Genomic DNA, 17909 nt, shown 5'->3' with positions numbered 1-17909 from the left:
ACTATTGGCCTCCCCAGAGTGTCAATCCTTCTTGGATAAACACCCCGATACTAAGCTAATTTTTAACATCTTACATATTTGCGTTTGAAACCAAGCCTCCCTCTATCAATTTCTTTATGAATACTTTCGTAAGCATTTAGGAAACTGCTTTTTTTCTTGTCCCGTTTGACTTCAACTGTACCTACTTCCTTTGCGGTCTCGACTGCCTTTTCATGTAGCGGCAAATATGAAATCCCCACGGTGTATAGAAAATTATTCATAGCGGATTTCGTTCGTTCTGGCGAATCATGAATCGTATTTCTCACAATTTCAAGCATATTGGAAATCTTGCTTTCGGAAAATTCATTATCTAGGCGATTCCCTAAAAGCCAGCAGTAGCAGCTCCAGCCCGCTGACATTCTCAGCTCGTCACCGCTTGCAATCCATTTATCAGCAACGTCTTGTGCAAAATCTGACTCTGATAAAGTTACTGCCACCACAAAATCGGACAGCATATAAAAATACGCCCCATCCATCCAACGATTAAAATCAGACTCACTCATAGCTTGGGGGTTTGCAATAATGCCTGCAAAGTACATTGCATCGTAGTTACCTGTGGAATAAAGCTCTTCAGCTAAACATTGATTTATTTTTATTTTCTTTGCGATTGGTTTCATAGCGCCTGTAGCTACACCAAAAAGCGGCTCGTGCGCACCATTGGAAATGTACATTTTTTTAATTCGTTCCTTACCGAGGGCTTCAAGCTCCTGCATAACTGTTTCGAAATCCATAGTTTTGCACTTCCTTTTCACAAACAATCTCTAATCAGGATGTCTACTCAACAATTTGGCCCTTTAACGGAATAACTTATTGTCACTCAACTATTCCTCAATCGATCTTTCAATTTCAGATGTTCTTATTCTTTTCGACATAAAAACACCCCTTTAGATAATCATATCCAAAAGGGTAAAGCTTCACAACTTTTTGATAAACGTCGCGACTTTATTTTAAATCTACAAAAAGCCTGAAATAAAATTCGTAGATAACTCCACTGTCCCACACTTCGCCAAAATACGCGTCTTATCATTGCCCCGTGTCAAGCTCGCGTAGTACGCTAGCAAGCTTAACGGCACTGCGGAATAAGAAGCATAATGCTGGTTCCCCCATTGGCATTATCAGCTAGACATTAACTCCGAATTATTGCAACCAGCTCATAGTGACGGGTGAGACATACGTCTCGATCAAGCTCGCAACCGTAAACAATGCGACCATTAAGCCAAGCAGCGCCGCGATGGTACGCGATTCCTTCTTCCAATCAACCGATTGCTTGGTGCGTACGTATCGAAGGACCCAGCTAAAGGGCTTCAAGCCTATGGTACAGGCCAATAGGATGGCCGGAAGCTCAAAGATGCCATGGGGCGCCAACGCCGCGATAATTGCCGCCGCAGAGTAATGGGAGGCAGACAACATAACGAGATAACCTAGCATAAACCCGTTGAAGAGAGTGAGCAGAACGGCAGGAACGGATAATAGAATCCCGCTGGCTGCAATGAGAAGCCCTGCACCGATATTGTTCGCCGCAATCTGGTACCATTCGTAATCGAACCCGGTTATCAGATTGGATTTATCCAAATGAATCTGGTTCCCAATGAATAGACTGAGCGCAATGCCTGCGAAGAACCAGATTGCCGCGGCCCGGATCAGCTTCTTTTCATCATGCCAAATCTTCTTCCAGAATATTCGCAACATAACCCGCTCCCTTCCTCTACCATGGTTCTAATCAAGTACATCATATGTAGAAAAACGTACATGCGTGCTAGATTCAAGTACACCGAAGTGATCAACCTAGTAATAGGTCGATGCGGTTGAAAGAGGCACACCCGATAACGGGTGCGCTTCGTTGTGCAGAACTCGTGAGTGCCTTACAATACAACGGCAATGTTGCTCAAGCCTGCGCTTACAAGGAATAAAATCAAATCTTTGACAGGCTCAAGCGCTGGAGGAACGACGCCGTTCAGGATTCCTTCCAGAACCTCCTGCGCCTCCGCGAGGTCAATTCCCAAAATAGAAGCGATTTGAAATAACGCCATGGTATCACCTCCTCTTGCCTTTCTGAGATTACTATATTCGGGGGTTGTCTCTTCGGTTCGTGAAACTATGAAAATCAAACGACTTACATAGTTTTATGGATGGGTATAATTAAAAACAGAGGAAGAAAACGACAAATGTTACTGGTGAATATTTGAGAGAGGAGTGCTTTTGACAGATCAAGCACATGTAGGCACGGGGATTGATGGATCACAAAAAGGACTGTTCATAAGCAGATGAACTACTATGAAACAGCCCTCAGACTTCACATCATATTCAAACGGTTAAAGAAATGGAGGGGTAATCATGCTACTCTACCGTTATGCGCAGGGATACTTTTTTGCCCCCATAGGTAAAGGTAATGACGGCCTTGCCTTTGCTCACTGCGGTAATCGTGCCTTGGCCATTCGACTTGGACTGGGCGAGCGACGTTACATCCGTGCTGTTTCCGCTGCTGGATATAGCCTGTACCCGGTAAGTCGTCGTTTGATATGGAGCAAGCTTCGGGTTCGATGCCGTAACCGTCAGCTTCTGCAGCTTAGGTGTGACCTGAACCGGGATTTCAAATGTGCGATCACCGTAAACGCCGACGATTTTGGTCGTGCCTTCCTTCAGCCCCTTTACGCTGGCGCCTGCTGCTTTGGCGATTTGCGCGTTTTCGGATGTCCATGCCACTTTGTTTGCAAGCGACACCTTTTTACCGTTGGAATAGGTGCCGATCACTTTGATGGGTTTGGAGGATCCCGCTCCAATCACGAGGGACGCAGGCTGCACCTCAATGCTAGCCAAGCTTTCCTGGAAGACGACTGGAAGCGACACTCCTTTTCCTCCATAATACAGTTTTACGCTGGCACGCCCCTGCGGCTGGCCCACCGCCGTAACTGTGCCGTTGCTTGCTTGAATGCCTTTCCCGGCCACTTTCGCCGTCACCTGTGAGGAGACATCCACCGTGCGCCCGCCTTCGTAAACCGCCTGAACGGAAAAAGTGGCCGCTTTACCGGGAGTCAGCACCAGCTTCGCAGGCGTTACGGTTAGTTTTTTAATCTTCGGCGTAACCTGCACGGGAACTTCGAACTTTTGCTGGCCGAAAATGCCCGTAACGGTCGTACTGCCTTCCGCCACTCCCTTTATCGTTCCGCGGCTAACCCGCGCAACTTGATCGTTTCCGGATTTCCATTGGATTTTCGTTGCGATCGATACTTTTTTCCCGTTGGAGTAATAACCCGTTACTTTAATCGGCTTAGAGGAACCCGCGCTTATTGTGACGGAAGACGGCTCCGCTTCATATTTCACGAAATCCTCTTGTATACGAACGGGAACGGTAACCGTCTGATTGCCGTATGTGCCTTTCAGCTTCGCCGAGGCGCCATATCTGCCGCTCACCTTGCCTCCGCTGATCGTCAACACATCCGAACTGGGCTGCCATGTGACGGATCCAGTCACGCCCTCGATTCTGCCGTCCTTATATATGGCGTTCACCTTGGGAAGATCGGTTTCTTTCCCGATGACGAGAATAAATGATTTGGACGCAGCCTTCAATTTAAAGGAAGCGGCCGCGGCATTGCTCTTGGCTTGCATGCTTGCCGGCCACGATAATGTAAGGATAAGTATCGCAAAAACAACGGACAAACCAAACCCGAAGCGGCCTTTTCCTGATTCAAATACGGACTTCATAAGTTTCTCCTTTCAACTGCCTGATTGCACATTTCGAGGCCTTTTTCCGATACCTAATGATTAGACTATGTTTCTATCCGAGAAGGTTCATAGGATCGTGAAAGGCCCTACTTCTTATAACGGCTGTTGATGGGAAAAAGTGTTGCTTTTTTTACAATATATCGTTTTGATTGAACTGAACTACAAATTAGGCATTCATGCCCTTACCTTAAGCCTTACTTCAGAAAGTATCGACCCTTCCACTGACTGCCTCAAGACCATCCCCAAACTCGTCACTTCGAAGCTATACTTTACTTACGCATTGTGAAAATTTGAACAATTCGGACTATTGATTTGTGAAAAAAAATCACAGTAAACTGTGAGTGTGAAATAAATCACAATAGGATTCAACCATTTGGTTTATTTAGATTTTATACTCAAGGAGGACTTACGATGAATATTGCAGTGATTGGATGTACTCATGCCGGAACCGCAGCGGTGGTCAATGCCGCCAAGCTTTACCCCGATGCCCGGATTACCGTGTACGAACGCAACGATAACATTTCGTTTTTATCTTGCGGTATCGCTTTGTATGTGGGCGGCGTCGTGAAGGAGCCGGAAGGGCTATTTTACTCCTCCCCGCAGCAGCTGGCGGATTTGGGCGTCGTCACCCGCATGCGCCATGAGGTCCTCTCGGTCGATACGGATGCGAAAACCATTGAGGTGCGCAACCTGCTCACCGGAGAGGAATTCACAGATGGTTTCGATAAGCTGATTGTCACGACGGGATCCTGGCCGCTCATTCCACAGCTTCCAGGCATGGAGCTTGGCAACATTTTACTGTGCAAAAACTACGAACATGCCAACACCATCATCGAAAAGGCAAAACAGGTGAACCATATCACGGTGGTCGGTGCGGGATATATCGGCGTAGAGCTTGTGGAGGCGTTCCAGCAAAGCGGCAAGCAGGTGACGTTGATTGACAGCGCAGATCGGATTTTGAACCGGTATCTGGATACCGAATTCAGCGGCCAGATCGAGGAAGCGTTCCGCGGCAAAGGCATCGAGCTTGCGCTTGGGCAGACCGTGAAAGCTTTTGAAGGCAAGGACGGCTTTGTCAACCTCGTCATCACCGACAAGGGCGAAATCGAAACGGATATGGTCATTCTTTGTATCGGATTCCGCCCGAAGACCGAACTGCTTATAGGTCAGGTGGATATGCTGGCGAATGGCGCGATCATCGTCGATCCATATATACAAACCAGCAAGCAGGACGTATTCGCCGCCGGCGACAGCTGTGCCGTGCATTACAATCCGACCGGCAAGGCGGCTTACATTCCGCTGGCCACCAATGCGGTGCGGATGGGAATGCTGGCGGCCCGCAATCTGATGGGGCCAACGACAAAATATTTGGGCACGCAGGGCACGTCGGGCCTCAAAATATACGATCTCAACCTGGCTTCCACGGGACTTACCGAAGTCGCATGCGCCGACGAAAAGATCAATGGCGAAGCGGTTACGGTAACCGACGCCTACCGGCCGGAATTTATGCCTACGGCAGAGACGGTAACCTTGAAGGTTGTGTATGAACAAGAAAGCCGCCGTCTGCTGGGTGCGCAAATCATGTCCAAAGTCGATCTGACCCAAGCAGTGAACACCTTGTCGGTATGCATCCAAAACGGGATGACGATCGACGAGCTGGCTTTCGTCGACTTCTTCTTCCAGCCTCACTTTAACAAGCCTTGGAACTTTTTGAATACGGCCGGCATTGCCTCGCTTCCCCAGGTCGTAGACGGGGAGCTGCCGCACGCTTGAATGAACGTAGAGTAGAGAACTGAAATTTCATTGGAGGGCGAAAACCCTCTTCTTTACTTTTTCAGTTCCCCCTTCATCAAACCGTACGTGAGGTTTTCCCTCATACGGCTTTCCGATGCTCTTCTTCCTCCGGCATTACGGTACTTCCCTTAGCTGGCGAGTTTCTTTAATCCCGCAAGTTGTGCAGCAATGGCTGCTTGCCGGGAATTGCTGTGTTTGTTACGACGGCTACGTTTCTTGTTCCAGAACAGGGTGAGACGCTTACGGATGTACCAATCGATTTTGTTCAGGTACTGGTCAGCAAAGGAGTCTATACCATAGTAGTTCCTCCATCCCTGTATCTTCGGGTTGAGTTCATCTACCATCCGGTTCATCGTCCAGAATAGACGATTGCGCGGTTCTGTTGCTTCCTTTACCTTTTGCTTCATGTTCTTCATCGCCTTCTTTGACGGGTAACTGCGAAGAACATGAACTTCCTTGTTCCTTTTCATCATCCTCGGTATTTTCCGGTGATGCATCCCCAGAAAGTCGAAGCCTTCTTTGTCTCCCCAGAGGTTAACAAGTTTGGACTTCGTCTTGTTCATTTCAAGTTCCAGCTTTCCAAATACCGCTTTGAGGACATCAATCGCCCTCAGAGCTTGTTCTTTGGTTTTGCACAGGATGACCAGATCATCGGCATAACGCACCAGTGTTCCTGCTTCCGCAAACTTCTTCTCCCAGATGGTATCCAGATAGTTCAAGTAGATATTTGCCAAGAGCGGACTTATGACTCCGCCTTGCGGGCTCCCGAGGTCGGTTTCATGAAACTGATCATCTTTCACGAATCCTGCCTTGAGCCACTTGCGGATGAGTTGTAACACTCGTCGATCACTAATTCTCTGTTCCACCAGTCGCATCAGTTTCTCGTGCGGGATATTGTCAAAATATCCGGTGATATCGATGTCGACGACCCAGTATACGCCTTTCTTTACTGCTCGGCGGATATGCCGGATTGCATCATGCTGGCTTCGCTTGGGCCGGAATCCGTAGGAGCAATCCTTGAAATCCGCTTCGAAGACCGGTTCTATAACCATCTTGGTCGCCATTTGAACGACCCTATCTCGGATGACAGGGATACCAAGCGGGCGCATCTTGCCGTCCGGTTTGGGTATCTCTTTCCGTCTTGCAGGCTGTGGATGGTATTTTCCGTTCCTCAGCTTACCTTGGATTTCATCGACAAATCGCTCTTCCCCGAACTCTTTGACGATGTGGTCGATGGTTATGCCATCTACTCCACCGCTTCCGCCCTTCGCCTTGACCCGTTTCCATGCTTCCCAAAGAATGTCGCCGCGGTGTACCTTGTCGTACAGCGCATGAAATCGCCGCCTCGGATTTTCCTTGGCCGCTAGATATAGTACGTTTTGGAGTTGTTGAGCTTTTACTTTGGCGTAGTTAGCCTTTTGGGCATTCACTGACTCTTACCTCCTCCAGTACGTGAACAAAGCAGGGGCTCTTTCCTCCACAAGGTTGTGTTGTCCTTGCTTCACGGGTACTACAACCCCCTCCGCCACCCTTCTCGCAGCTCGCCACTTCACCTTTCGGGCTTATAGGGTCGCTCTTTACGGCGTTGCCGTGCGAGGTAGGGTTTCCCCAGTTCCAGACACAACTTTCTCAACATGCCGTTCCCCATACACCGGAGAGTTCTTCCGCGCTGCGTTTCCAAGAGCTTCACGCGTTCCATGGCCTTCGCCCAATGTTCCGAGGCTCGGCTCTCTCTTGTCCTTTGCAGGTTCTTTTTGACGATGCGGCACACTTCATGTTACGGCCTGCTGATTTGCTCGCACTCTCTTGAGAGTTACTTTGTCACAGGGCTTCAACCTTAGGGTCTCTCCACCAGTTGCCTGTCAGCTACGAGGCGACTTGGCTCTTACCTCGACCGGACTCACACCGGCTAGTTGTGCCTAGCTTGGCTAGGCGCGCGCCCATTAAAAAGAGCCTTGGCGGATACCGCCAAGACTCCTCTTTCTCACCTATTGGATCCATTAAGCCGTGTAGATTCGGTACATCGACAGGTTCTCCTCATCCATCGCGCGGGCCGCCTCGACGGCTTCCCGCACGCTCTTCTTGTTCTGAATCATCTCGTAGCCGAGACGCAGTACGAACATAAGCGCCGAGGTGCCTTCCGGGTAGTCGTCCGGTCCGATATACATCTTGCATCCCGCGTCCAGGAAGGCTTGCGCCAATGCCGGATCGCCCAGGGAGCACCCGTTGCCGATGACGATGTGATGAGCCAGCTTCGCATACCGCCGAATCTCCTCCGGGCCGTAATCCCCGCGCGGCTCGTCCTCCTCATAGACGTCCTCTCCCAATTCCGGCATGCAGAAGTGTCCTTCATCGCCATGGAAGTTGAGGATAATCAGGTCCATGCCAGGGTACAGATCCTCTCCCGACAGCACCGCATTGAAATCACTCGGTCTTCCAATCCAATACGTAAATACCCGTGCTCCGAAATATTCCAAAGCCGCACGGATCGCTTGCGTGTCCATATCGCAATCCGGGCCGCACACCAAGGCGACGTTCATTTCCGGTTTACTCATACTTGTCTCCTCCTCAAATGTGTTAACAACCTATCCGGAATATCTTGCCGGATAGCAGGAGGAGCCCGGGCCCGGTCTGCGGAAGCAATGTGTTAGAGGTGAATCGATCGTTTCATTGAAAAATAACTCCTTCTCCAATCATGATGATGGTAAATATATCTAGCACTCTATCACACACCCCCTGTCGCTGTCAAAACTCATCCTTCCGGCTGCTTGCCCGCAACGCTCAAGCTGCGGTTCCCGCGCTGAACCGGCGGGATGATCATATATCCGGCAGGCGAGCCTTCGATGGGCTGGACCGTATAGCGTTCGCCCTCCGGCTGCAGCGTCACGGTCCCGGGCGCGACATGGCATATATCCGGCAAATAGACGATCGTCGGCGCCGCGCTCTCGCCCGCTTCCTCCCAGCGCATGCTGAAGGAGCCGAGCGCATGCTCGTAGCGGTACTGCTTCAGTTGTGCCGGCGACCGCCATCGGATAGCCGCGCCGCACGCCGAGGAAGGACGGGCTGCGGTCCATATCCGGCGTGTAATCCCAATAGGCGCGCTGCAGAGCAGCTTCTCCAGCAGGCGCTTGATGTGAAGCGATACATGCCCCGTGTCGCGCGAGCCGTAGAACGCGCCCCATTCGCCGACAGGCATCGGCATCTCCAGCCGCTGCCGCGTCTCTTCGTGGCGGGTCAGGATCAGCTCCAGGCGCGCATCGTTCGCCGTATGCGCCAGCTCCGTATCGGTCACCAGATCATAGGGGTGCGGCGCATATACCTGCTGCTCGTCGCGAATGCCGTCCAGGCCGATCACCGGCTCAATCATGCTGCGGGTGCCCAGATTGGAGAAATAATTCGTCTCCAGGAACAGCATGCCGTTCGGGTCCGTCTCCCGAATCGCCGCCGCTACCTTCCGGTGCAGCGCGGAGAGCGCCGTGGCCTCGAAGGCTTGCAGCACCGGGCTTGGGGCATCGACCACCTGCCGGCCAGCATCGTCAATGAACCGCGTCCCGCGGACGCGCAAGCCCAATCCCGATTGCCCCATCCCGTTCCATCCTCCTCGTTCGCGTATGCCATGCCGATAGACAAGGCCGATCAGTTCCATCCCATCAAGCAGCCTATCCTACCAAGGTAGCCTACCATGATACTTTCCCTACGCCATCATCTACCTGAATCGTTACGCCAAACGGTTCCGACAAGACGGCCATCCTGGTCAATACCTCGCAGGAAGCCGCCAATTGGGGGCACCCTCTCCGGTACCTTGGCCGCTCGCCGCCAAGCTCAAGCGGATAGAGGGTCAATTCCGCCAGCTTGCCGTTCCTCATCTTCCAATAAGGGATGACGGATTGCCAGACTTCCGTATCGGCCGCAAGGCCGGTTGTGCCATACTCGCTGCGCGCGTCATAAGCATCTGCCGGACGATGCTGATGTGATGTCCTAATCCATATTTCTGAAAAAAATCAGCAGGCTCTCGCAGGAACGAATCGTTCTGAAAAATGAAATTGCCCAGACTGTAAAAGATCGGTCGATCCTTATACACCTTGATGCCCCTGACGATATGGGGACCATGGCCAACGACGGCATGAGCCCCTTCATCGATGCATAGTCTGGCGAATTCGACAACGAAGCCGGCCGGGCGCTCGAAGCTCCGGCCTTGCGGCTGATGGGCATGGATGCTCACGATGACATAATCCGCCTGTCTTCCGCCTCGCGAATGGAGCGGACAATCCTGTCCACGTCTCCCTGATGCAGCCGGCAAGACGCCCCTTCATGCTCCCCTGTAAACAGATACGCCCCAAAGGGAAGGGCGATAAGACTGTCGCCAGTCGCGGCAAAGCTGATCGATTCCGTCATGGACACCTCCGATAGGATATGCATTTGTATTGTCGAAATACATTCTGATCGAACGGTGCTCGCAATCCGCCGCCCGCTTGACCGCATACGCGCTGCAAGCGCAGATTCGCCGGATCGCAACAACGCCCCTGACACATCACCTGTGCAGGGGCGTTCTCCTTATCATTGTTGCCGGCCGCCGTCGGCGTCAAATGACGCGGAACGTCGCCGTCGCAAGCGAGCCAAGCTTTCCATCGGCGCCGAATACTTGGCCGGTGCATGTAATCGATCGGCGCGTCTGATGCACAATGTCCGCCGTGACGCGCAGCTCGCCCTCATGCAGCGGGGCAACGAAGTGAACGTTCAAATTCGATGTCACCGTATTCTCCCCGGGACGAGCCAGCATCGTGGCCAAGCCCATCGCGTTGTCGAGCAGGGAGGACAGCACGCCGCCATGCACGATGCCGATGGCATTCAGATGATGCCGCCCGGCATCCAGCTTCAGGACGACCTTGCCCGGCTCGGCCGTAACCAATTCGCAGCCGAGATATTCCCAGAAGGTGCCCCGCGCTTGCTCGAACAACTGTTCAAGCGGCACGCCGCCGATGGACGCGGGAGCTGCCGATTGTCGCTTCATCTTCTCTCACCTCCGCCGTTCCTTCAATGCCGCTGCGGCGGCCGGCCGGCATTTACCGTTTCAGCAGCATCTCTTCTTCCTCAAGCAGCTTGCGGCGCAGCACCTTGCCGGCAATCGTCTTCGGCAGCACGCTGCGGAATTCGTATTGGCGCGGCACCTTGAAGGAAGCGAGCCGTTCGCGGCACCAGACATTGAGCTCTTCTGCCGTCAGCGCGCTTCCGGGGCACGGCACGATATAAGCCTTGACCGTCTCCCCGCGGTACGCATCGGGCATGCCGACTACTACAGCTTCCTGCACGCTCGGATGCTCGAACAGCACTTCCTCCACCTCGCGCGGATAAATGTTGAAGCCCCCGGCGATGATCAGATCTTTTTTCCGATCGACAATGGAGAAAAATCCGTCCTCGTCCTGCCGCGCCAAGTCGCCGGTGAACAGCCAGCCGTCCCGAAGCTGCTTCATCGTCTCTTCCGGCCTGTTCCAGTACCCCTTCATCACTTGCGGACCGCGGACGATCAGTTCCCCGACCTCGCCTTCGGCCACCTCTTCTCCCGTCTCCGCATCCACGATCTTCGCCTCCGTGTCCGGGAACGGAATCCCGATGGAGCCGTGCTTGCGCTTGCCCCACAACAGATTCGCATGCGTAATCGGCGACGCTTCGGTCAGGCCATAGCCTTCGATAAGCACGCAGCCGGTCAGCTCCTCGAATCGCTCCTGCACTTCAACCGGCAGCGACGAGGCGCCGCTGAGGCACGTGCGGATGGAAGACAGATCATATTTGTGCAGATCGGGATGATTGATGAGCCCAATGTACATGGTCGGCGCTCCCGGGAACACCGTCGGGCGCAGCCGGTGGATGATGCGGAGCACCTCGGCAGGCTCGAACTTCGGCACGAGCACGTTCATTCCCCGGCAGAGCGTGCATAGATTCATCAATACGGTCATGCCGAACACATGGAAAAAAGGAAGCGCTCCCAAAAAAATTTCTTCCCCCTGCTTCACCTTATAGAACCAGGCGCGCGATTGCATCGTATTGGCCACCAGGTTGCCGTGAGTCAGCATCACGCCCTTGGGCGTGCTCGTCGTTCCCCCGGTGTACTGCAGCAGCGCCAGATCTTGCTCCGGGTCGACCTCGACGCAGGTGAACCAGGGCGGAACGCTTTTCAGCAGCGAAGCGAAGGCATGGACCTGCTCCCCATACTCCACTTCCACCGCATGGCCGCTCCGTTTCGCTTTGATCGGGTAGAGCATGTTTTTCGGAAACGGCAAGTAATCCTTAATCGACGTCACGAGAACATGACGCAGCCGGGTACGCGCCATTACGGCACGCACCCGCGGATAAAGGGCGTCAAGCGTCACGATCGCCGCGGCGCCGGAATCGGCCAGCTGCAGCTCCACCTCGCGCTCCTTGTAGAGCGGATTGGTGAGAACGGCAATGCAGCCGGCCATCAGCGTGCCGTAATAGGCGATGACGGTCTGCGGGCAGTTGGGCAGCATAATCGCCACCCGCTCCCCGCGGCCGACGCCAAGGCGCGCAAGCGCATTGGCGAAGCGGCAGCTCTCCTCCAGCAGCCGTTCGTACCGCAGCTGCTTACCCATGAATTCGAGCGCGGGACGATTGGGACAATCCCGCGCCGCATCGATTAAAAATTGAGCGACGTTATGTCGCGGGTACTGATACGTCGGGTCAATTTCCTGCGGGTAATGACGGAGCCATGGCTTCTCCAATGGCATACCTAACCATCCCTTCCTCGCGGAGAATTCCCCCGCGTATTACGAGACCGCGTATTTTTCCGCTTGAATGACACGTGCCGCGATATCGCGCTTGATGCTGATCGCGTCGATCGGCGAGCTTTTCGTCAGTTTTTTCAGAATCGAGAGCTGGGTGCGCAGCATGTCGCCGGATTCCATCGCCGCCAGCGTGCTCTTGGCGATGCGCTCGATATCGGCGAGCGTCTCGTGCACATAGACGGACGTCATCTGCATGGCGAGCTTCGCCTTCTCCTCGCCGCTCTTCGCCATCAGCTTGCGCGTGCGCAGCAGGGCGCTCTCCATCGCATAGACGAGGATCATCAGATCGGCGAGGTTGCTCAAGATTTCCTGCTGCTGCTCAAGCGACGTGCCGTATTTTTGCGCCGCCAGACCGCCGGCCATGAGAAATACCTTTTTCGACATCGAGACCAGATGTCCTTCCAGGGCCAACGCTTCGCCCGAATCCGGCATGGTGACGATCGACATCAGCTCGGCCTGCAGCGCTTGCGCCTTTTGCATCAGCGGAAGCTCGCCTTTGGCCGCCTTTTTGAGCAGCATGCCCGGAATAAGCAGGCGATTGATCTCGTTCGTTCCTTCAAAAATGCGGTTGATGCGCGAGTCGCGGTAAATGCGCTCGATTTTGTATTCTTGCGTGAAGCCGTAGCCGCCGTGGATCTGCACGCCTTCGTCCGCGACGAAATCAAGCGCCTCGGAGGCGAATACTTTGTTAATCGAGCATTCCAGCGCATACTCGGCAATCGCCTTGGCCATCAGTTGGCCCGAATCCGGCTGTCTATAATCGATATCCTTGAGCGCAGAATCCACCAGGCCGGACGTCCGGTACACCATCGATTCGGTCACATAGGTGGCAATGTTCATATCCGCCAGCTTCTGGCCGATAAGCGGGAAGGAAGTAAGCGCCTTGCCGAACTGCTTGCGCTCGTTCGCGTATTTCACGCTCAGCTCGATCGCCTCCTTCGATGCGCCGAGACAACCCGCGCCCAGCTTGAAGCGGCCGATATTCAAAATATTGAAGGCAATGACGTGGCCGCGGCCGATCTCGCCGAGCACGTTCTCCACCGGAACCTTGACATCCTCGAAAAAGAGCGGGCAGGTGGAAGAGCCTTTGATCCCCATCTTCTTCTCTTCCGGTCCGATCGTAAAGCCCTCCATGCCTTTTTCCACGATAAAGGCGGTGAAGTCCTTGCCGTCCACCTTCGCATACACGATGAAGATATCGGCGAAGCCTGCGTTCGTGATGAAAATTTTGGAGCCATTGAGCACATAGTGGCTGCCGTCCTCCGACAGCTTCGCCGTCGTCTTGGCGCTCAGCGCATCCGAGCCGGATGACGGTTCGGTGAGGCAATAAGCGGCGATTTTGGCCCCTGTCGCGAGGTCAGGCAAATATTTGCTCTTCTGCTCCGGCGTGCCGAAGAACACGATCGGCAGCGTGCCGATGCCGACATGCGCGCCGATGGAGAGCGCGAAGGCCGACGCCTTCGTCAGCGTCTCGCCGATCAGCGTGGAGCTGACCTTGTCGAGCCCCAGGCCGCCGTATTCTTCCGGAATGTCGGCGCCGAGCAAGCCGAGCTCGCCGGCCTTGCGCATCAGCTTCACCGTCAGATCGTAGTTCAGCTTCTCGATCGCTTCATCGTTCGGCAGCACCTCTCCTTCCACATAATCGCGAGTCGTATCCATCATCATGCGCTGCTCTTCGGTGAAATCCTCCGGCGTCACGATCGCATCCGGCGCGATATCATCAATGACAAAGCTGCCGCCTTTGACTTTCTGATCCAACACAGTCATCGTTATCTTCCTTTCGTTTTAAAGTGTGATTAAGCAAATACTTCGAACACCCCGGCGGCCCCCATCCCGCCGCCGATGCACATCGAGACGACGCCGTAGCCGCCGCCCCGGCGGCGAAGCTCATGGACCAGCGTCGCCGTCAGCTTCGAGCCCGTGCAGCCGAGCGGATGGCCGAGCGCAATCGCGCCGCCGTTCACATTGACCTTGCTCTCATCCAGCTCCAGTTGGCGGATTATCTGCAAGCACTGCGAGGCGAACGCTTCATTCAGCTCGATCAGATCGACCTGATCCAGCGTAATGCCGGCCTTGCGCAGCGCCTTCGGAATCGCTTCGACAGGCCCGACGCCCATAATGTCGGGCGCCACGCCGGCAAGGGCGAAGCTGCGGAACGCCGCGAGCGGCTTCAGCCCGAGATCCTGCGCGCGCTCGGCGCTCATCAACACGCAGGCCGCCGCCCCGTCGTTCATCGGCGAGCTGTTGCCGGCCGTGACGCTGCCTCCGAGAGCGAAGGCGGGCTTCAGCTTGGCGAGCACGTCCTCCGTCGTATCCGGGCGGACGCATTCGTCCATGTCGAACGAGAGCTCCTTCTCCCACGGCCGCCCGTCGCTGTCGATCCATTTCTGCATCGTGGCGACAGGCACGATCTCGTCGCGGAATTTCCCTGCGGCGATGGCGGCCGCCGCCTTGCGATGGCTGTCCGCCGCAAAGCGATCCTGCTCTTCGCGGCTGATGCCGAAGCGCTTCGCCACATTTTCCGCCGTATATCCCATGCCCATGTAGACCTCCGGCATATCGGACACCATCTTCGGGTGCGGAGCCAGCTTGAACCCGGTCATCGGCACCGCGCTCATGCTCTCCACGCCGCCAGCGATGATCGTCTCCGCGCCCCCTGCCATAATTCGCTCCGCCGCGAACGCGATCGACTGCAGCCCCGAGGCGCAGAACCGGTTAATCGTCACGGCCGGCACCGTATCCGGATAACCGGCATACAGCGAGATGATGCGCGCCATATTCAATCCTTGCTCGCCTTCCGGCATGGCGCAGCCGAGGATGACGTCCTCGACGTCCGACTTGTTCAAGCCCGCTGCGCGCCGGACAGCCTCCTCCAATACGATGCGGCCCAGGTCCTCGGCCCGCGTCTGCGCGAGGCTCCCCTTTTTGGCTCTGCCTACCGGCGTGCGCGCCATCGATACAATGACTGCCTCTTTCATTGCGATCTCCCCTCATTTCATAGTGTGGAAGGATAACATTAATTGCGCAGCGGCTTGCCTTTGGCGAGCATATGCTGCATGCGCGCCTGCGTCTTCGGCTCGCCGCACAGGCTCAGGAAGGCTTCGCGCTCCAGATCGAGCATGTACTGCTCGCTGACCAGGCTGTTCGCCGGCACGTTGCCCCCCGCCAGCACATGGGCCAGCTTGTTGGCGATCAGCCGATCATGATCCGAGATGTAGTTGCCCAACTGCATCGTATAGGCGCCAAGCTGCATCACCGCCTTGCCCGGTTCGCCGACGACGCGGATGCGCTCCTCTTCCATCGGCTCGTATCCGGCGCGATCCATTTCCAGCACCGCCATCTTCGCCTCATAGACGCGGCGGTCTTGATTGATGATGACCGAATCGCGCGGTCCCATATACCCGATCCGCTTCGTGTCATGGCCGCTTGTCGAGACCTTCGCCATCGCGATCGTCTCGAAATAGCTGTTCACGAACGCCTGCAGGTCGGCGTCCGTGCTGCCCGCCATCCGGCTGGAGCGCAGCGCCATCTCCTTGCAGCCTCCGCCCGCCGGAATGAGGCCGACCCCCGTCTCGACGAGACCGAAGTACGTCTCCGCCGAGAAAATGATCTTGTCGGCCGGCAGGCACGCTTCCACGCCTCCGCCGAGCGTCATTTGATGCGGCGCCGCCACAACTGGCTTTTCCAGTCTTTTCAGCGTCAGCATCGTATTCTGGAACTGGCGGATGATGAGATCAATCTCATCCCATTCCTCTTCCTGGGCCTCCATCAGAAGCAGCATCACATTCGCGCCGACGCAGAAGTGGCGCCCTTCATTCGCGATGACAAGCCCGCGGTAGTTGCGGCGCACTTCCTCGACGCTCTGCTGAATCATCGTCAGGATATCCGCTCCGATGGCGTTGTTCGGCGAATGGAATTCCAGGCACGCGACTCCGTCGCCGATATCGATCAAGCTCGCGCCCGGCTTGGACAGCACGACCTTGTTCTGCTGCTTGAGCCGCCGCAGCGAAATATGCTCCGCCGGCGTCTCCAGCTCGCTCCATGCCCCGCCATGGGCGTAGAATCGTTGGTCGTTCCGCTGCTCGTAGAAGCTGGTATGCCCCGCGTCAATCCAGACGCGGACCCATTCCGGCAGCACGTCGCCCTCGGCCTCCATCCGCTGGGCGGCCTTAACCAGGCCAATCTCGTCCCATACCTCGAACGGGCCGAGCTCCCAGTTGAAGCCCCACTTCATCGCGTTGTCGATATCGGCGATCGAATCGGCGATTTCGCCCAGCTTGTGCGCCGAATAGAGCAGCACCGGCTTGAGCGTGTTCCAGGCAAGCTCGGAATAACGATCCTTCGTGCCGAGCAGGGCCTTGATTTTGTTGCCGGCTCCCTTGACGGCCTTGGCCGCTTCGAGCGAAGCGGAAGAGACTTTGCGCACCGGCTCGTATTCCATCGTATCGAAGCGGAGCGCCTGGATCTGCGTGCCGGATTCCGTCTTCACTTTTTTATAGAAGCCTTGGCCCTGCTTCTCGCCAATCCAGCCCCGGTCCACCATGCGGCCCAGCACGTCAGGGGCGCTGAACACGTCCTTCTCCGCCGTCGCCGCCGTCTGTCCATGCACATTGGCCGCCACATGCACGAACGTGTCCAGCCCAACCAGATCGAGCGTGCGGAAGGTGGCGCTCTTCGGCCGCCCCAAGGCCGGCCCGGTCACGGCGTCGACTTCTTCCACGGTGTATCCGAGTTCCATCATATTGCGCAGCGTCACGAGCAAGCCGTAGGTGCCGATGCGGTTGGCAATGAAGTTCGGCGTGTCTTTGGCCACGACGACGCCTTTGCCCAGCCGGCGCTCGCAGAACCCGTGCATGTAGGACACGATCTCCGGATCGGTCGTCTCTCCCGGAATAATCTCAAGCAGCTTCATATAACGCGGCGGATTGAAGAAATGAGTGCCTAAAAAATGCCGTTTGAATTCCGAGCCGCAGGAAGCAACCATCTCATTGATGGAAATGCCCGAGGTGTTGGACGACACGATGGTGCCCGGCTTCCATACTTTTTCGATGCGTCCGAGCAGCTCGCGCTTGACATCGAGCCGTTCGACGACGACCTCGATAATCCAATCGACGCCGGCCAGCTTCGGCAGGTCGTCCTCCAGATTGCCCGGCGTAATCCGTGCCGCGAATGCCTCGCTGTACAGCGGAGCCGGCTTCGTTTTCTTCAAGCGCGCGATGGCGTCAACGGCCAGACGGTTGCGCACGGCGGGATGCTCAAGCGTGAGCCCCTTCTTCGCCTCTGCTTCGGTGAGCCGGGCCGGCACGAGATCAAGCAAGAGACAGTGAATGCCCGCTCCTGCCAAGTGGGCGGCGATGGCCGCTCCCATGACGCCGGAGCCGATGACGGCGGCGCGTTGAATCGGTTGAACCATATGCGAGTCCCTCCCAAATTGAAATGGTCTGTGTTTCACATGATGAGAACAACGTTACATATGCGGTTGGCTTGCTCTGGATGCCCCTGCTGAAGCAGGTACTTGGGTATGCTTGATGTTGACGCATAGATGAATGAATA

Annotated in this window: 16 protein-coding genes; 1 reads left to right on the top strand and 15 read right to left on the bottom strand. The window is 55.3% G+C overall.

All coding sequences use genetic code 11. From position 1 onward, the window contains the following. Positions 1–62: 62 nt before the first annotated feature. The 4 genes from OCY70_RS25595 to OCY70_RS25580 all read right to left on the bottom strand — a co-directional run bounded on the left by OCY70_RS25595 (position 63) and on the right by OCY70_RS25580 (position 3741). Positions 63–770 (bottom strand): DNA alkylation repair protein, encoded by a 708-nt coding sequence (locus OCY70_RS25595; protein WP_213430815.1) that lies wholly within the window; start codon positions 768–770, stop codon positions 63–65. 406 nt (positions 771–1176) lie between these two features. Continuing rightward, positions 1177–1728, bottom strand: coding sequence for a stage II sporulation protein M (locus OCY70_RS25590; protein ID WP_213430816.1), 552 nt, complete (start codon positions 1726–1728; stop codon positions 1177–1179). Positions 1729–1901: 173 nt separating this feature from the next. Next, complete coding sequence (locus tag OCY70_RS25585; protein WP_213430817.1) at positions 1902–2069, bottom strand: hypothetical protein; 168 nt, start codon at positions 2067–2069, stop codon at positions 1902–1904. Between the two features lie 307 nt (positions 2070–2376). Beyond that, positions 2377–3741, bottom strand: coding sequence for an Ig-like domain-containing protein (locus tag OCY70_RS25580; protein ID WP_213430818.1), 1365 nt, complete (start codon positions 3739–3741; stop codon positions 2377–2379). Between the two features lie 432 nt (positions 3742–4173). On the opposite strand from OCY70_RS25580, the gene OCY70_RS25575 reads away from it, so the two are divergent. Then, positions 4174–5535 (top strand): FAD-dependent oxidoreductase, encoded by a 1362-nt coding sequence (locus OCY70_RS25575; RefSeq protein ID WP_213430819.1) that lies wholly within the window; start codon positions 4174–4176, stop codon positions 5533–5535. A gap of 149 nt (positions 5536–5684) precedes the next feature. On the opposite strand, the gene ltrA is transcribed toward OCY70_RS25575, so the two are convergent. From ltrA to OCY70_RS25520, 11 genes are all read right to left on the bottom strand, one after another. Further along, positions 5685–6986, bottom strand: a complete 1302-nt coding sequence (gene ltrA, locus OCY70_RS25570) for a group II intron reverse transcriptase/maturase (RefSeq protein WP_261945274.1) — start codon at positions 6984–6986, stop codon at positions 5685–5687. Between the two features lie 570 nt (positions 6987–7556). Further along, on the bottom strand, positions 7557–8111 hold the full coding sequence (locus OCY70_RS25565) for a delta-aminolevulinic acid dehydratase (protein ID WP_213427845.1): 555 nt from the start codon (positions 8109–8111) through the stop codon (positions 7557–7559). Positions 8112–8308: 197 nt separating this feature from the next. After that, entirely contained in the window at positions 8309–9202 is an 894-nt protein-coding gene (locus OCY70_RS25560; protein WP_213427846.1) for a cellulase family glycosylhydrolase, read from the bottom strand. A gap of 31 nt (positions 9203–9233) precedes the next feature. Continuing rightward, a complete protein-coding gene (locus OCY70_RS25555) occupies positions 9234–9422 on the bottom strand; it encodes a hypothetical protein (protein ID WP_213427847.1) in 189 nt (62 codons plus the stop codon). Beyond that, the gene (locus OCY70_RS25550; RefSeq protein ID WP_213427848.1) at positions 9419–9778 is read right to left on the bottom strand and encodes a CapA family protein; all 360 of its coding nucleotides are present in this window, start codon (positions 9776–9778) and stop codon (positions 9419–9421) included. Before OCY70_RS25550 ends, OCY70_RS25555 begins: the two co-directional genes overlap by 4 nt. Further along, on the bottom strand, positions 9775–9951 hold the full coding sequence (locus OCY70_RS25545; RefSeq protein ID WP_213427849.1) for a hypothetical protein: 177 nt from the start codon (positions 9949–9951) through the stop codon (positions 9775–9777). The genes OCY70_RS25550 and OCY70_RS25545 overlap by 4 nt, the downstream gene beginning before the upstream one ends. A 187-nt stretch (positions 9952–10138) precedes the next feature. Next, positions 10139–10567 (bottom strand): PaaI family thioesterase, encoded by a 429-nt coding sequence (locus tag OCY70_RS25540; protein ID WP_213427850.1) that lies wholly within the window; start codon positions 10565–10567, stop codon positions 10139–10141. A 52-nt stretch (positions 10568–10619) separates the two neighbouring features. Next, positions 10620–12299: a long-chain-fatty-acid--CoA ligase gene (locus tag OCY70_RS25535; RefSeq protein ID WP_213427851.1), complete on the bottom strand. Its 1680-nt coding sequence runs from the start codon at positions 12297–12299 to the stop codon at positions 10620–10622. A 39-nt stretch (positions 12300–12338) separates the two neighbouring features. After that, entirely contained in the window at positions 12339–14123 is a 1785-nt protein-coding gene (locus OCY70_RS25530; RefSeq protein ID WP_213427852.1) for an acyl-CoA dehydrogenase family protein, read from the bottom strand. Positions 14124–14152: 29 nt separating this feature from the next. Then, the gene (locus tag OCY70_RS25525) at positions 14153–15334 is read right to left on the bottom strand and encodes an acetyl-CoA C-acyltransferase (RefSeq protein WP_213427853.1); all 1182 of its coding nucleotides are present in this window, start codon (positions 15332–15334) and stop codon (positions 14153–14155) included. Positions 15335–15372: 38 nt separating this feature from the next. Further along, on the bottom strand, positions 15373–17769 hold the full coding sequence (locus OCY70_RS25520; protein WP_213427854.1) for a 3-hydroxyacyl-CoA dehydrogenase/enoyl-CoA hydratase family protein: 2397 nt from the start codon (positions 17767–17769) through the stop codon (positions 15373–15375). Positions 17770–17909 lie beyond the last annotated feature (140 nt).

The sequence above is a fragment of the Paenibacillus melissococcoides genome (genome assembly GCA_944800085.1).
Lineage (GTDB): Bacteria > Bacillota > Bacilli > Paenibacillales > Paenibacillaceae > Paenibacillus_B > Paenibacillus_B melissococcoides.
The sequence above is the reverse complement of the archived record's forward strand: the minus strand, read 5'-3'. Positions and strand labels throughout refer to the sequence as shown.

What these genes read in the sequence shown, in the direction of transcription:
- OCY70_RS25595 (WP_213430815.1), bottom strand. Translation starts at nt 770, where the DNA reads ATGGATTTCGAAACAGTTATGCAGGAGCTTGAAGCCCTCGGTAAGGAA.
- OCY70_RS25575 (WP_213430819.1), top strand. Translation starts at nt 4,174, where the DNA reads ATGAATATTGCAGTGATTGGATGTACTCATGCCGGAACCGCAGCGGTG.
- OCY70_RS25520 (WP_213427854.1), bottom strand. Translation starts at nt 17,769, where the DNA reads ATGGTTCAACCGATTCAACGCGCCGCCGTCATCGGCTCCGGCGTCATG.
- OCY70_RS25530 (WP_213427852.1), bottom strand. Translation starts at nt 14,123, where the DNA reads ATGACTGTGTTGGATCAGAAAGTCAAAGGCGGCAGCTTTGTCATTGAT.
- OCY70_RS25540 (WP_213427850.1), bottom strand. Translation starts at nt 10,567, where the DNA reads ATGAAGCGACAATCGGCAGCTCCCGCGTCCATCGGCGGCGTGCCGCTT.
- OCY70_RS25565 (WP_213427845.1), bottom strand. Translation starts at nt 8,111, where the DNA reads ATGAGTAAACCGGAAATGAACGTCGCCTTGGTGTGCGGCCCGGATTGC.
- OCY70_RS25585 (WP_213430817.1), bottom strand. Translation starts at nt 2,069, where the DNA reads ATGGCGTTATTTCAAATCGCTTCTATTTTGGGAATTGACCTCGCGGAG.
- OCY70_RS25590 (WP_213430816.1), bottom strand. Translation starts at nt 1,728, where the DNA reads ATGTTGCGAATATTCTGGAAGAAGATTTGGCATGATGAAAAGAAGCTG.
- OCY70_RS25580 (WP_213430818.1), bottom strand. Translation starts at nt 3,741, where the DNA reads ATGAAGTCCGTATTTGAATCAGGAAAAGGCCGCTTCGGGTTTGGTTTG.
- OCY70_RS25555 (WP_213427847.1), bottom strand. Translation starts at nt 9,422, where the DNA reads ATGAGGAACGGCAAGCTGGCGGAATTGACCCTCTATCCGCTTGAGCTT.
- OCY70_RS25525 (WP_213427853.1), bottom strand. Translation starts at nt 15,334, where the DNA reads ATGAAAGAGGCAGTCATTGTATCGATGGCGCGCACGCCGGTAGGCAGA.
- OCY70_RS25545 (WP_213427849.1), bottom strand. Translation starts at nt 9,951, where the DNA reads ATGACGGAATCGATCAGCTTTGCCGCGACTGGCGACAGTCTTATCGCC.
- OCY70_RS25535 (WP_213427851.1), bottom strand. Translation starts at nt 12,299, where the DNA reads ATGCCATTGGAGAAGCCATGGCTCCGTCATTACCCGCAGGAAATTGAC.
- OCY70_RS25560 (WP_213427846.1), bottom strand. Translation starts at nt 9,202, where the DNA reads ATGGAACTGATCGGCCTTGTCTATCGGCATGGCATACGCGAACGAGGA.